This window comes from Sorangium sp. KYC3313 (assembly GCF_052075895.1).
Lineage (GTDB): Bacteria > Myxococcota_A > Polyangia > Polyangiales > Polyangiaceae > Sorangium > Sorangium cellulosum_B.
The window spans coordinates 4,873,472-4,886,836 of the sequence record NZ_CP197255.1 but is presented as its reverse complement, the minus strand read 5'-3'; the positions used below and the strand labels follow the sequence as shown (position 1 = coordinate 4,886,836).

Annotated in this window: 10 protein-coding genes and 1 riboswitch; of the genes, 4 read left to right on the top strand and 6 right to left on the bottom strand. The window is 69.4% G+C overall.

Annotated elements, in window-relative coordinates:
* Positions 1-5 precede the first annotated feature (5 nt).
* The 6 genes from ACSRUE_RS19135 to ACSRUE_RS19110 form a co-directional block, all read right to left on the bottom strand.
* Positions 6-1,256 carry an NAD(P)/FAD-dependent oxidoreductase gene (locus tag ACSRUE_RS19135; protein WP_441292231.1) on the bottom strand — a complete coding sequence of 417 codons (1,251 nt, stop codon included), beginning with the start codon at positions 1,254-1,256 and terminating at the stop codon, positions 6-8.
* Between the two features lie 50 nt (positions 1,257-1,306).
* Positions 1,307-2,071, bottom strand: a complete 765-nt coding sequence (locus ACSRUE_RS19130; protein ID WP_437740223.1) for a class I SAM-dependent methyltransferase — start codon at positions 2,069-2,071, stop codon at positions 1,307-1,309.
* A gap of 80 nt (positions 2,072-2,151) precedes the next feature.
* On the bottom strand, positions 2,152-3,177 hold the full coding sequence (locus ACSRUE_RS19125) for a dipeptidase (protein ID WP_441292230.1): 1,026 nt from the start codon (positions 3,175-3,177) through the stop codon (positions 2,152-2,154).
* A 54-nt stretch (positions 3,178-3,231) separates the two neighbouring features.
* Positions 3,232-3,549 (bottom strand): quaternary ammonium compound efflux SMR transporter SugE, encoded by a 318-nt coding sequence (gene sugE, locus ACSRUE_RS19120; RefSeq protein WP_437765633.1) that lies wholly within the window; start codon positions 3,547-3,549, stop codon positions 3,232-3,234.
* 21 nt (positions 3,550-3,570) lie between these two features.
* Positions 3,571-3,638: riboswitch (guanidine-III (ykkC-III) riboswitch) on the bottom strand.
* 180 nt (positions 3,639-3,818) lie between these two features.
* Entirely contained in the window at positions 3,819-5,258 is a 1,440-nt protein-coding gene (locus ACSRUE_RS19115) for a pectate lyase family protein (RefSeq protein WP_441292229.1), read from the bottom strand.
* A 521-nt stretch (positions 5,259-5,779) separates the two neighbouring features.
* Positions 5,780-7,441: a sigma 54-interacting transcriptional regulator gene (locus tag ACSRUE_RS19110; protein ID WP_441292228.1), complete on the bottom strand. Its 1,662-nt coding sequence runs from the start codon at positions 7,439-7,441 to the stop codon at positions 5,780-5,782.
* A 187-nt stretch (positions 7,442-7,628) separates the two neighbouring features.
* Between ACSRUE_RS19110 and ACSRUE_RS19105 the strand changes: the two genes are divergently transcribed.
* From ACSRUE_RS19105 to ACSRUE_RS19090, 4 genes are all read left to right on the top strand, one after another.
* Positions 7,629-9,569 (top strand): protein kinase domain-containing protein, encoded by a 1,941-nt coding sequence (locus tag ACSRUE_RS19105; protein ID WP_441292227.1) that lies wholly within the window; start codon positions 7,629-7,631, stop codon positions 9,567-9,569.
* Positions 9,570-9,993: 424 nt separating this feature from the next.
* Positions 9,994-10,530, top strand: coding sequence for a hypothetical protein (locus tag ACSRUE_RS19100; protein ID WP_441292226.1), 537 nt, complete (start codon positions 9,994-9,996; stop codon positions 10,528-10,530).
* An 89-nt stretch (positions 10,531-10,619) separates the two neighbouring features.
* Positions 10,620-11,705 carry a hypothetical protein gene (locus tag ACSRUE_RS19095; protein WP_441292225.1) on the top strand — a complete coding sequence of 362 codons (1,086 nt, stop codon included), beginning with the start codon at positions 10,620-10,622 and terminating at the stop codon, positions 11,703-11,705.
* A gap of 169 nt (positions 11,706-11,874) precedes the next feature.
* On the top strand, positions 11,875-13,362 hold the full coding sequence (locus tag ACSRUE_RS19090; RefSeq protein ID WP_441292224.1) for a hypothetical protein: 1,488 nt from the start codon (positions 11,875-11,877) through the stop codon (positions 13,360-13,362).
* Positions 13,363-13,365 lie beyond the last annotated feature (3 nt).

Below are 13,365 nucleotides of genomic sequence, written 5' to 3'. Positions count from 1 at the left end.
CCTCGTTAGGCGTGCGCGCCGTCGGCGCCGCCCGCGCTGCGCGCGCGCGGCGGGAGCGACGCGACGAGGCGCTCGATCCCGATCCGGCCCGCGACCAGCGCGCCCGTCGCCGCGGCGCGGAGCGCGTCGCGCGCCGGCTGGGCTCTGCCGGCGAAGTGCCGGACGCCGAAGCGCAGGAACGACGGCTCGCCGAGGAGGTAACGCTCGACGCGCTCCCGCGGCGCGCCGTAGAAGGCGCGCATCACCCGGCGCCGGAAGCGCAGGTCGAGGCCCAGCAGCGATCGCTCGACGCGCCGGCCCCAGTCGTGGAACCCGAGATCGCGGGCGTCGAGCTTCTCGGCGAGGTACTCGCCCGCGAGGGCCCCGTACGCGATCGCCTGGGCGATCCCCTCTCCCAGCATCGGATCGATGCCCGCGGCCTCGCCGACGAGCAGGGCGGCGGGCCGCGCGATCACGGCCCGCCGGTCGAGGCCTCGCTCGGCGAAGCGCTTTCGCCGGTAGCGCTCCGGGTCGAGGCCGAGCGCCTCGAGCCTGCTCCGGAGCACGCGCTCGGCGTCGGGCGCGGGGCGCGCCACGCCGAGCGCGCCCTCGTGCAGCACGTAGGCCCCCCGGCAGACGAGCTCGCGCCCGTCGACGAGCGTGGGGAAGTCCCACAGGTAGCCGGCGAACGAGCGGTCCCGCATCTCGAAGTGCAGGAGGTCGCGCGCCCGGTCCCCCGCGACGGGCTCGGTGTCGACCTCGACGGCCTGCGCGCGCAGCCTGCCGAACGGCAGCCCCATCGCGCGGCGAACGACGCTGCCGACGCCGTCCGCGCCGACGACGACGCGGCCGTCGAACACCCCGGCCGAGCTCTCGACGCGGGCGCCGCGCTCGCTCGGCGTGGCGCCGGTCACCCGCGCCCCCTCCACGATCCGGACGCCCCGCGCCCGCGCGGCGAGCGCGAGCGCGCGATCGAACTCGGCGCGCCGGACGACGCGCCCGATGTTGCCCTCGCGGACCGCGACCTCGCCGGCCTGGAAGGCCGCGCTGATGCCGTGCACCACGACCGAGGGCACGTCGATCGTCACCCCGATCGACGAGAGCGCCCTGTCCGCTCGCTCGCCGAGGCCGCCCGCGCAGGACTTGTCCCGCGGGTAGCGCTCCTTTTCGAGCACCACGATCTTTTCGGCGAGGGCCGGGCGATGGTGGGCGAGGAAGAGCGCCGTGCTCACGCCCGCCGGCCCACCTCCGACGATCACGACTTCATGCGCCGCCATGCGGGGGCCGCTCTAGCACGGCGCCTCCGTCGGCGGGCTCCCCCGGACGCTCACCGCCGCTCGTACAGGGGCACCAGCGTCCGGTAGGGGAAGAGGTACACGCTCTTCCCCGCGAGGTCCGGGTGGTTCGCGGCCAGCTCGCGGATCTCGTTCAGGACCGCATAACGCTCCTGCAGGGGGAGCGCCGAGATGTAGCTGATCGACGCGACGCGCTCGAGCAGCCCGTCGAGGTCGAGCTCCTGCGTATGGGTGAACTCGTGCTCTCCGAGCGGCGCGAAGAGGCGGGAGTCCGAGAACGTCCGGCGCCAGGCGCCGAACCTGTGTATCGGAGCATCCCGGCCGTGGCGGTCGAGGATGTGGGAGATGCGGGCGACCCAGTCGACGCGCTCGTCGCGCAGGTTGAAGAGCAGGGAGAGGCGCCCTCTCGGCCGGAGCACGCGGTGGATCTCGGCGAGCGCGAGATCACCGTGAAACCAGTGGAACGACTGCGCGGCGACCGCGGCGTCGACCGATGTCTCGGGCAAGGGGATGGCCTCGGCGACCCCATCGAGCGGAATGGCGGACGGGACCATCTGGCCCAGCTTGCGCCGCATCCCCTCGACCGGCTCGAGCGCGAGCAGCCGCGCGCCCGTGGGCACCAGGAGGCGCGTGAGCTTGCCGGTGCCGGCGCCGAGATCGAGCACCGTGCTCGTCGCGTCGATGCGGAGCGTGTCGCGCAGGAGCTCGATCGCGCCGCGCGGGTAGTCCGGGCGCCCCTTCTCGTAAGCATCCGCTGCAGTCGCGTAGCCCTGTGCAGCGAGGCGATGGAGAGTCATGGCCTGCATCCGCTCCGAGTTAAGGAGGATCTCGCGCAGCGCCGGAGGGACCACCCACCCCGACGGCCCATCGAGAGAGGCTACGCAACCGGGAGCCGCGTTGGAAGCGGGTTGTCGCTCAAAATGCGCATCACGTTCTCTCGAAGCACCTTGGCGATCACACGCTCGCTCAAGCCAGCTCGCAGCAGCGCATCCGTCAAGAGCGGAAGATGGGCCGCATCACGCAGCTCACGTGTGGGAATGATGAAACCGTCCCAATCGGATCCGAGCGCCGGCGTGTCCTCGCCGGCAACGTTGATGATGTGCACGAGGTGCTTGACGACGGGCGCGAGCCCGTTTCCGCCGAGATAGAGCGGACAGAAGATGATCCCGGCGCACCCGCCGCGATCGGCGAGGGCGCGGAGCTGATCGTCATCGATGTTGCGCCAGTGATCGAACGCGCCGGCGATACCCGTGTGGCTGACCATGGGTGGGCGGCGAGCGAGCGCACATGCGTCGAGGAAGCCTGCCCGGTTGATGTGCGCGAGATCGACGATGACGCCGAGGTCCTCGGCGAGGCGCACGACGTCGCGGCCGAAGGCGGTGAGGCCTTCACCATCCCTGCGGCCGCTGCCGTAGGCGGGATAACACGCCTCGTTGGCGCTGAAGTGGCAGAGCCCGAGGTAGCGCACGCCGCGCCGCGCGAAGCGAGCGAGGGTGTCGAGATCGCCTTCGAGCGCGTGCGCCCCCTCGACGCCGAGCAGCGCCGCGACGGCGCCGCGGGTCTTCGCCGCCTCGATGTCCTCGGCCGTGAGCGCCTTCACGAGGCGGCCGGGCCGCGCGCGGACGGCCTGCTCCAGGAGATCGATCTGCTCCTCGACGACGGCGGCGAGCCCGCGCCGCTGCCCGATGGGCAGCGAGACCAGCCCGAAGAACTGCGCGCCGACGCCGCCCTCGCGGAGCCGCGGGACGTCGACGTGCCCGCCGAGGGCCGCGAGCGGCAGCGGCGGCTCGTGCCGCGCCTGCAGATCGTAACCGACCCAGCGCGCCCACATGAGGCTGTCGGCGTGGAGATCGATGGCGGGGTACTGCGCGTGCAGGGCGCGGGCTTCGGGTGTTCCGTGCATGGAGGGAAGGCTAGTCGACCCGAGGCGGCCGGTCGCGCGCCGGGCGACGAGGGCTCAGGGGCTCGCCAGCTTGAGGCCGAGGATGGACACAACGAGCAGCGCGAGGAAACCGAGCCTCGCGGCCGTGGCGGGCTCGCCGAACAGGAGGATGCCCGCGACCGCCGCCCCGAACGCGCCGATGCCGACCCAGACGGCGTACGCCGTGCCGATGGGCAAGGTCCGCGAGGCGCTCTCGAGGAGCGCGATGCTCGTGATGATCGCGCCGATCGTGAGCGCCGTTGGCAACGGGCGCGTGAAGCCGTGTGTATACTTGAGACCGATAGCCCAGCAGACCTCGAGCAGGCCTGCCAGGAGCAACGCCAGCCAGGACATGACGACTCTCCTCGTGATGCGGCTGCGTCGTCTTGTCCTGACCGGGTACGGCGCGTCTCGTCCGGGACGCCCTGTCAAGGAGCGCCGCGGGGAACCTAGCAGCGGCGCCGGCCTGCGCAACAGGCAGGCCGGCGCGGCGCCGCGCCGCGGGGCCGCACGGTCGCCGCCGCTCCCGCGCCGCTGGGCGAGCGGCGCCGGACGCTGGACCACGCCGCGGCCTCTCGATCGGCCTCTCGATCGGCCTCTCGATCGCGCTCTCCTGGAGCTCGCTACTCGATCGGCTCCTCGATTTCCCCCTCGCCCTGGAGCATCGACGAGCTGCCCGCCGCCCGGCTGATCAGCGCGGCGGCGAGCTCGTTGATGTACTCCTCGATCGCGGTGTATCCGGACGGCATCACCTTGGTGTGGTCGCTCGCGTTCGACGAGCTGAGGCCGTGCGCCCGCTCCCACGCGTCCGCCATGCCGTCGCGGTCGGCGTCCGCGGGGGCCGTCCCCGGGCTGAGGCCGTCCATCAGGTTGCTCACGTAGCGGGCGCCCCACGAGCCGTCGCGGCGCTCCATGTTCTTGAAGACGCCCTTCGTCACCACGTCGCGCGGCAGCGAGCCCGCCTGCGCGACGACGAGCCGAGCCGCGTCCTGCGCGCGTTGCGTCGTCACCGGGATGTACCCCGGGACATCGCGCGTGAAATTGAACTGCGTCGCCGAGCGGTACGACTCGGCCTTGTTGAGCTTGCTGAAGCTCGGGTGGAGGTATGGCTGCTTCCAGGGGTTCTCGACGGTGCCCGTGAACTTCCCGGGATCGTCGATGTAGTTGTCGCCGAGGAAGTACTTGAGCCCCGCGCCGGCGCTGCCGTCGAAGTAGAACGGGATCAGCTGATCGCTCGGCCCCTTGATGTAGGTGTTGCCCACGATGTTGAACTGGCCGCTCGCCCGGTTGTGGTGCACGAACCCGTGCCTCACGTTGTAGGCCACGTTGTTGCGGATGTCGGCCGGGCCGTTCGCGACCGCGGGGCAACGCGCCTTGTGATGGGCGAACAGGTTGTGGTGGAGCGTGATCCGGTGGCCATCAGGGCCGTTGATGAGACCGTAATTATGCATCCCCTCTGGATGCCCCGTGGTCGCCGACGATTCGATGGTGGACCACTGGACCGTGACGTCATCTGCCTCATAGAGGTCCACGGTCTCGTCGACGCCCCAGGCGATCGACATGTGATCGAGCATCACCTTCGAGTTCCGCGAGATCTGCGTCGCGTCGAACTGCTCTCCGGCCGAGCCGTTGTGCACGGGCCGGACTCGCAAGAACCGTACAATGATGTTGTTGACCGCGGTGGAGTACCTGGCGGTCAAGCGACCGCGGATGGTGATGCCCGCGCCGGGGGCCGTCTGGCCCGCGATCGTCACGTCGCCGTTCCGGATGACGACATCCCCTTCGATCACGCCGCTCACGTCGAAGACGATGATGCGAGGCCCGCTCGCGTCGAGGGCCGCCTGGAGGCTCCCCGACCCGCTCGTGCGCAGGTTGGTGACCTTGATGACGCGCCCGCCGCGCCCGCCGGTCGCGACGGCGCCAAAGCCCTCTGCCCCCGGAAACGACGGGAGCGCGCTGGCTGGAGCCGATATCGCCGTGAGCGCAGAGACCGCGGCGACCGCGCAGCCGAAGCGGCGGAGACCCTGTGCGCCGATGGAAGAGCAAGTAGGAAGGAATGCCATGTGTCTCGTTCCCCTTTCGTACGTATCAGGCGCCGAACAAGACCGGATCGAACAAGGAAGCCCAGGGTGGGCGCGGCGCTAGGCGCGACGATGTGCCCTGATGAAACAGGGCGACGCGGAGCAGCGACGCGATGGGCCCGCCCTCGGCTGCCTGGCGCAGGAGGTCTTGACCAGCGCTCTTAACCGCAAGCCGTACTGTGGTGACCCTACAGGACTCGATTCACCGATGGCAATCATCAATTGCCAATCCGTGCGACAGGGCACATCAAAATCGATCTCAAATTCCATATCGCCAGATGAAGCGATGCTGGTTATCCTGCGCGGGAAGCGCCCGAGCGGGCTCATGACGTCCCGAGACGCGCTCGCCCGGCGGGCGCGCCGAGAGGGAGATCTCACTCGCCGGCGCCGGCGCGCGACATCGAGAGATCGATGCGCGGGCCGACCGCTCACGTCTCTCTCACGTCTCTCTTGGCGCGCAGACCGCCTCTCGATCCGGCGCTCTCGTTCCGGCGCCGCGTCGACTATGCCAGACGCAACTCACGGATCCTGCGCTGAAGCGCCCGCTTGGAGACCATGAGGCGCTCCACCATCGCGTCGATGTGTCCACCGCACTCCGCGTAGCAGCGGGCGACCTCGTCCGGCGCAAGATGGCTCGCCTGGCGGACCTGCGGGCAGCTCTCCACGAGCGCATAGAGCGATGTCCGCGAGATCCCGAGCTGCTCGGCGGCGGCCTTGAAATCCCACCGGCTCCGGCGGAGCGCGTCGATCAGCTCCTCTTCCCGCACGTCGGAGGGCTTGCGCCAGCCGGCGCCCTTCCCCGAGCCCGAGCTCGCCCGCGCAGCCGCGGCGGTCTCCGGCCGCGCCGATCTCGCCGCAGCCGCGCGATCGCCGTCGGCGTGGCCCCGCTGCTCCGGGGCTGCCCGCTGGAGCAGGTGCTCGAGCGCCGGCGCCCCCTCCAGGCGCGCCGCGCCCTGGCTCCCCACGACCAGCTGCCGCGCCACGTTCCGGAGCTGACGGATGTTCCCCGGCCAGTCGTACCGCGCGAGCCGGGCCACCACGGACGCCGGCAACCACGGGGCGCCGTCGGGCCGCGGCGCGTCGAGCCGGTGCGCGTCGCCCGAGGCCGCCAGCTCCTCGCGCAGGAAGTGAAGGAGCAGGCGCCCGAGATCGTCGCGGCGCTCGCGGAGCGGAGGGAGCGCGATCTCGTAACCGGCCAGGCGGTGGAGCAGCGGAGCGCGAAAAGCCCCCTCGGCCACCTTGGCCTCCAGATCGGCGTCCGTGGCGGTGATGAGTCGAATGCGCGTCTTCTTCGGCTGCTGGGCGCCCACCGCCTGGATCTCGCCCGTCTCGAGAGCCCTGAGGAGCATCGCCTGCACGTCGGGCGGCGCCTCGCCGATCTCGTCGAGGAAGAGCGTCCCGCCCTCGGCCGAGCCGAAGTAACCGGGACGGTCGCGCAGGGCGCCGGTATACGATCCGCGCTCGGCGCCGAAGAGCTCCGCGGCCGCCAGCAACGGAGGGATCGCCGCCATGTTGACGGCCACGAAGGGCTGATTGCGCCGGTTGCCGGCCTGGTGGATCGCCCTCGCGACGAGCTCTTTTCCGGTGCCCGTCTCGCCGCGGAGGAGCACCGCAGCTCCGAGATCGGCGACGCGACGGATATGCCACCGCGTCCGCTCCAGAAGGTCGCTATCGCCAACCAGGCCGAGGCGCTCCCCCGGCGCGCGCGGGGACGGATCGACCATGTGGAGCAGCAGGACGACGCGACTGGCGAGCTCGATGACGACCCCCCGCGTCACCTCGTCGAGCGAGAAATCGCGGCTCCCCTCCAGCGGGGCGCCGTCCACGGCGACGTGGGAGCCGCGCTCCGCCGCGTCCAGCCGGATCCGGTCGTCGGGCAGCGCGATGATGCGCAGAGGTTTGCGGCTCAGGTGGGTATCCCCGAGCGGCGCGTCGCCGATCGCACCCGGCGGACCGAAATACGGCTCCATTCGCGACAGCGCGACCGCATCGCGAAGCGCGAGGTCCGCGAGGACGGCGCGCTCACCGATGCGCTCAAGACGAGGATGGTAGAGGACGGACAGGGACGGAGCGAGGCGTGTGCATGCCCGCCGTGAGGGGCTGGTCTCGGGGTGCAGCGTCGTCGCGTTCGCGATCGTGGTGAGCCCTGTTCGCTCGGTCACCATGGGGCGGGAGAATACGCGCCCACCGAAAAGACTTGCAAGCTCAGCGGAGCCAGCGTTCGGTCCCTCCTGACCTCGCGCGATACGCACATTCGAACACACCGAACCGCTTTGGCGCTGTCGTCGCCTGGGCGCGGATACCGTAACGCCAGTTGACACGATGTGGGCTCGCGCGTAGTATTTTTCCTTTGTGAAGGGCCAAACGGTCGGCGGGAGATACGCGCTGCTGCGTGAGATCGGCCGCGGCGGCATGGGCATCGTCTGGGAGGCCTTCGATCAGATGCTCCGCCGGCCGGTGGCGCTGAAGCGGATGATGCCCGAGAACGTCGTCTCATTCGACGCAAGGCGCAGCTTCGAGCAGGAGGCGACGACTGTCGCTCGTCTCCGCAACGAGCACATCGTCCAAGTCCACGACTACGGAATCGATGAGGGTTCTCCCTATATCGTCATGGAGCTGCTCGAGGGGGAAGACCTCGAGAGCCGGCTCCGCCGCACGCGCCAGCTCCCGGCGGCGGCCGTGCTGTCATTGCTCCGGCAGCTCAGCTCGGGCCTCGAGGCGGCGAGCGCGGCAGGCATCGTCCACTGTGATCTCAAGCCCGCGAACATCTTCCTCGCCCGGGGTGCGTCCGGCGAGTCCGTGAAGATCCTCGATTTCGGGGTGGGGTGGCGGCTGTTCGATGCGCGTGACTGGAACGGCTCGCGCATCGGAACCCCCGCGTACATGAGCCCGGAGCAGGTCCGCGGCGCCGTTCCCCACCCCCTGGCCGACCTCTGGTCGCTCGGCGTCATCGCGTACCGCGCGCTCACCGGCCGTTTTCCGTTCTCGACAGAAAACCTGCCAGGACTCATCATCAGCATCTGCACGGATCCGTTCCCGCCGCCGTCGGCGTTCGACGCCGCCCTGCTCCCCGGGTTCGATCGATTCTTCGAGCGCGCCCTGGCAAAGGACAGGACCCGGAGATTCCAGTCGTCCCGCGAGCTCATCTCGGCGTTCGCCGCTGTGTGCGACGCGGGGAGCAAGCCCGCCAAGATCCTCATCGTCGATGATGAGCCCGACATGCACCTCCTGCTGAAGATGCATTTTCGGCAGAACAAGAAGAGCTCCGCCTACGAGCTCATCTTCGCCGACAACGGCCAGCACGCCCTCGAGGAGCTCCGGCGACACCCGGACATCGATGTCGTCGTCGCCGACATCAACATGCCGGTCATGGACGGGATCACCCTGCTCGAGCACATCCCCGAGGTGAACCCGCTCGCGAGGACGGTGATCGTGTCCGCGTACGGCGACATGACCAACATCCGTCGCGCCATGAACCGGGGGGCGTTCGACTTCCTCTTCAAGCCGCTCGATTTCGTCGACCTCGAGACCACGCTGGAGAAGTCCCTCCGCTCCGCGGAGCAGCAGCGACAGAAAGCCCAGGCGAACGAGGAGAACGATATCCTGCGGAAGTTCACGAACGCGGCCCTGGTGGAGCGGCTCCGGGCGCTCGGGCCCGCGGGCGCGGCCGCGAGCGAGGCGCAGGAGGCGACCATCGCCTTCATCGATGTCTTCCGGTTCACCCGCGTGGCGCAAGAGAGGCCGCCCGCCGAGGCCACGCGGCTGCTCAACGCCAACTTCGAGGTGATCGTCCCGGAGCTCCTGGCGCACGGAGGCATCGTGGACAAATTCGTGGGCGACGCCGTCATGGCAGTGTTCCACGGGCCGGAGCACCTCGACCGGGCGCTCTCGGCGTGCATCGCCGTACGCGAGCAGCTCGAGACGGTCGCTCGGCGTACGGGGAAGGATTCGCCTTACGCTCACGGGGTATGCGCGGGCGTCTCGACCGGCAGCGTCCTGGCGGCGGAGGTCGGCTCGCACGCCTGCGCGCGGCTCGGCTACACGGTGCTCGGGCAGGCCGTGAACGCCGCCTCCCACCTCGCGCGCGCAGCGCTGTCCGGGGAGATCCTCGTCGACGAGGCGGTCTGCCGGGCCGCCCGGCAGGAGTTCAAGTTCGAGAGCGCCGGCGCGCGGAGCATCTGGCCCAGGGCCGAATCGACGACCGTCTACAGGGTGGCGGGGCGCGACGTGACGCGGCCGCTGCTCGAGGGGGAGCAGACGGTCCAGATCTCCCTGGAGCCCAGGCCGGCGTAGGCGCCGCGCTGACATCGTGTCGGCCGGCAGGGCGCCGCACGGCGCCGGCATGTCCGCCGGCACGGCGCCGGGACTCCGGCCGACACGTCGGCCGACACGTCGGTCGACACGTTGCCGCACGCGCTCGACGGAACGCCCGCGGCCGCCGTCACATCGCGGCATGGAAACGCCCGCATCCCCGCACGTCGGCTGGGCGGCGGACATGCACGCACGGCTGGTACGCGCCGTGCAATTCCCATTCGCAGACGGTTCGGTTCCATCCCGGATGTCTCTCTCGACTGGATCGAGCGGCTCGGAGCAGGCGGCGCTTTCCAGCGAGCGACGGCCCCGGAGAGCTCGCAGAGCACGCGACTCACCGGACCGCGCGCGCCTGCTGCGACGCGCGCAGCGCCCTTCAATACCAGCACGCGAGGAAATAACGACAATGCCCACAGAGACAACGAAGTATCCGCCTGGCGTCCTGTCATTGCTCTATCACCTGAGGTACACGGGCCTCAGCGTGAACTCGGACAAGAACAAGGTGCTGAAAGACTTTCGCCTGAGCGCCACCGAGAAGAAGGTGTTCAACAAGTGCGGCGACATGGGGCGCCCCGACGACGACTGCGTCGCGAACGTCCTCTACCTCACGAAGGATGAGGTCAACGAGAGGCTCTTCAAGAACACGAGCGGCGAGGCGCCCGCCCCGTCGGCGAGCGGCGGGGCGCGCAAGCCGGGTCTCCTGTCCTTCCTTTATCATCTGGTGCACACCGCGGAGGTCTACAATCGCTTCCACCCCGACGAGGAAGCGCACAAGAACGAATCCAGAAACTCGCTGATGAGCGAGTTCAAGCTGAGCGAGCGGCAGAAGAAGAAGCTCGACAACCTCATCGCAAGAGGCCCGTCCGACGACGGTTCGCTCGAGGCCCTGCTGGATCTCGCCGTTTCCGAGCTCAACGGCGACGCCTGGTACAAGGCCTGGTGAGCGGGTAGCCTCGGGCGCTGCGCGAAGGCGGACCGCGGCAGTCGGTGGTCATCACGCGGGCACGGCCCGGCAGGACGAGAGGTGGCTGCATGATCGTTCGGTCGATGGAGAAGACGCTGGAGCTCGTCGAGCCTCATGTCCCGCCGACGCTCGTGTCACCGCGAGATTGGCGCGCCTTCGGCCGCTGCGCCCCGGCCCTGCTGGACGCCGCCTCGGTCCTGACCCTCGAATGTCATCTGGGGGCGACCGCTGCGCGGGTCGACTTTCTTGCCTGTATTCTGGCGGAAGGGAGAGAGCTCCTCGCGTCTCGGCTCCCGCGCTCGCGCCGCGAAGGTCCGGTCGCCCCCGGCGGCCCTCCGCCGGCGGAAGGCGCCGATCCGCTCCGGGGCCCTCCAGGGCGTCTCCTCGCCGCGTGGACCACGCCCGGCACCCTCCTGTTCGAGCAGGTTCCCTTGCTCTGGTTCGAGTTCGATCAGCCGGCCGCGCGTCGTGGTCCGGTCGAGCCGTCCGTGCTCCTCTGCCTGGATCCGAGGCCCCTCACGAACCTGGAGGCCCCGGAGGCAGAGCGCGACTTCAGCCCGAGCGGCCGGCTCCGGCTCGTCGAGGCGGCTCTCTCGGTGCTCCTCGATGGGCCTGTCCCGGCGGCGACCCGGGCCGCGTTGCTCCGCGGATTCTCCCTGTTGCCGGACGGCGGCCACGTCGTTCATCTGTCCGTCATGAGCGCCAGGCAGCCAGTGACGCTCAAGCTCAACGTCTCGCTGCCGCGCGACCGGCTCATCGGCTACCTGCTCGGGGTGGGCTGGCCGGGCAAGCCCGGTGAGGCGGAGGAGCTGCTGGAAGCGCTGCGCGTCGATGACGAGCGCGTCACGATCGACGTCACCATCGGAGACAACGTCGCTCCTCGGCTCGGGATCGAGCTCTTCGATCTCGCGACCCGGGAGCTCGACCCGGGCCGGAGCGCGACGCTCGAGCGCCTCTCGTCGCTCGGCCTCTGCACGCCCTCGCAGCGCGACGCGCTCACCGCGTGGCCCGGGTCCTCGCGCGAGCGCTGCCGGGAGCACGAATGGCCGTCCCGCGTGCGCCGCTGGATCGACCTGAAGATCGTCCTCGGCCCGGATCGAGCGCTGTCGGCCAAAGCCTACCTTGGTGTCTTACGCTGCTTCTCCCTCGCCTGAGAACCGACACACACGCTGTACTCTGGAGCGTCGCACCATGAAACGCCCTTCGTCCTCCATCTACAGATCGGCATTGATGATCCTGGCGAGCGCGACACACCTGTCGTGCACCGCGACAGCCCACCGGCAGAACTCCTCTCCCCCGCCCTCCCCTCCCGAGGACACGGGCGTGTCCTCACCGGTTGACGACGAGACATGCCGGAGGGAGCTGTGGAGCAAATTCCCGAGCTTCACCGACAAGCTGTGCTCGGCCCTCCCCCGAGACATCGATCCCGAGCTGCAAAAAAGAACCATAGAGAAGGGGAAATACGCCGAAGGCAACCGTCTATACGACATCCTGGCATGGCAGTCCTTCATCGCGATGGCATGGCCGGTGACCAGGGACGGCCGCGCGCTGCCTCGCCTCGCGGACGATGGCGCCCATGAGTGGGACACCTGGAAGACCAGTTACGACATCTTCAAGCCGGGCGGCGGCGCACCCGACGCGTGGAATCCTGCCGAGCAGCAGGCCAAGCGGCGCGCTCCGGACGCGAGCTTCCCGACAAATGCCTCCCGCACGCTGCAGGACGACAAACAGGCCGATTCGTTCATCCTCTGGGACCAGAACGGCAACAAGGTGTATTACGAGGTGCTGTACAGCCAGCGTTTGTTCAAGTACCTCAACGACAACGAGCTGTACAGTATCGATGGACAGATCGCCTACAGCGCGGAAAACTGCGCCACCCCCGAGGAAGACTGCACCAACCCCGACGCGCCCTGGGGCAACCCGCGGAACGAGGATCAGACGCCATCGATCGCGCTCAAGCTCGCGTGGAAGCTGCTGGACGAGAGCGAGAGTCACCTCGAGGGGCGCTTCATCCTGCGGAAGGCGTACGTCGACACGGGCGCAGGCTCGTCGCTGCGGACGTTCGGTCTCGTGGGCGCGAACGTCATGATCAAGACGCTCTCGGCCAAGAAGCAATGGGTCTGGGCTGCGTTCGAGCACATCGACAACGTCGATGTCAACCCGCTCGAGACGCACAATGGCAAGCCGCTCAAGCCCTCGTTCAACAACCCGGATTGCCCGCTGTGCCCCGTCAACGAGCCGCCGGATGAGCGCGCCTGGCCGCCCTCGAAGGGTCCGTGGGTCCCCCGCACGCAGGTGCACCGGCAGCAGCCGATCCGGGAGGACACGGCCGCCCTGAACAGCGAGGTCCAGGCGCAGCTCAAGAAGAACCGCTCTGCCCTGCAGTTCTACGAGCTCGTCGGCACGCAGTGGCCGACGGACGGCGTGAGCGAGCCGTCGCCGTCGGACAAGCTCCCCGATGCCGTCGTGAACGAGTCCGGCGGCCGGCCGTACCGACCTTACCTCGTGAACACTGTCCTGGAGACATACATGCAGAAGGGCAACACGGTCGCTGCCAAGGTGAACCGCGCTCTGCGCCCCGAGGCGACCCGGATATTCCACACGTCGAGCTGCATGGGCTGCCACTCCAGCGCGAGGATCGCCAGGGAAAGGTCGCAGGATACCATCACGTGGAGAGAGCGCGGCAGCGGTGATTTCTTGCTGAGCTATGAGAAGAAGGCCAGACCGAAGGCCGCCCCGGCGGGCGGCAGGCCGGCCGACGGAATGACGAGCGCGGCCGCGGCCGACGCTCGGCCGAAGCAACGGAAGTAGCCG

Coding starts and splice junctions, on each gene's coding strand:
- ACSRUE_RS19135 (WP_441292231.1), bottom strand. CDS start 1,256: ATGGCGGCGCATGAAGTCGTGATCGTCGGAGGTGGGCCGGCGGGCGTG.
- ACSRUE_RS19130 (WP_437740223.1), bottom strand. CDS start 2,071: ATGACTCTCCATCGCCTCGCTGCACAGGGCTACGCGACTGCAGCGGAT.
- ACSRUE_RS19125 (WP_441292230.1), bottom strand. CDS start 3,177: ATGCACGGAACACCCGAAGCCCGCGCCCTGCACGCGCAGTACCCCGCC.
- sugE (WP_437765633.1), bottom strand. CDS start 3,549: ATGTCCTGGCTGGCGTTGCTCCTGGCAGGCCTGCTCGAGGTCTGCTGG.
- ACSRUE_RS19115 (WP_441292229.1), bottom strand. CDS start 5,258: ATGGCATTCCTTCCTACTTGCTCTTCCATCGGCGCACAGGGTCTCCGC.
- ACSRUE_RS19110 (WP_441292228.1), bottom strand. CDS start 7,441: ATGGTGACCGAGCGAACAGGGCTCACCACGATCGCGAACGCGACGACG.
- ACSRUE_RS19100 (WP_441292226.1), top strand. CDS start 9,994: ATGCCCACAGAGACAACGAAGTATCCGCCTGGCGTCCTGTCATTGCTC.
- ACSRUE_RS19095 (WP_441292225.1), top strand. CDS start 10,620: ATGATCGTTCGGTCGATGGAGAAGACGCTGGAGCTCGTCGAGCCTCAT.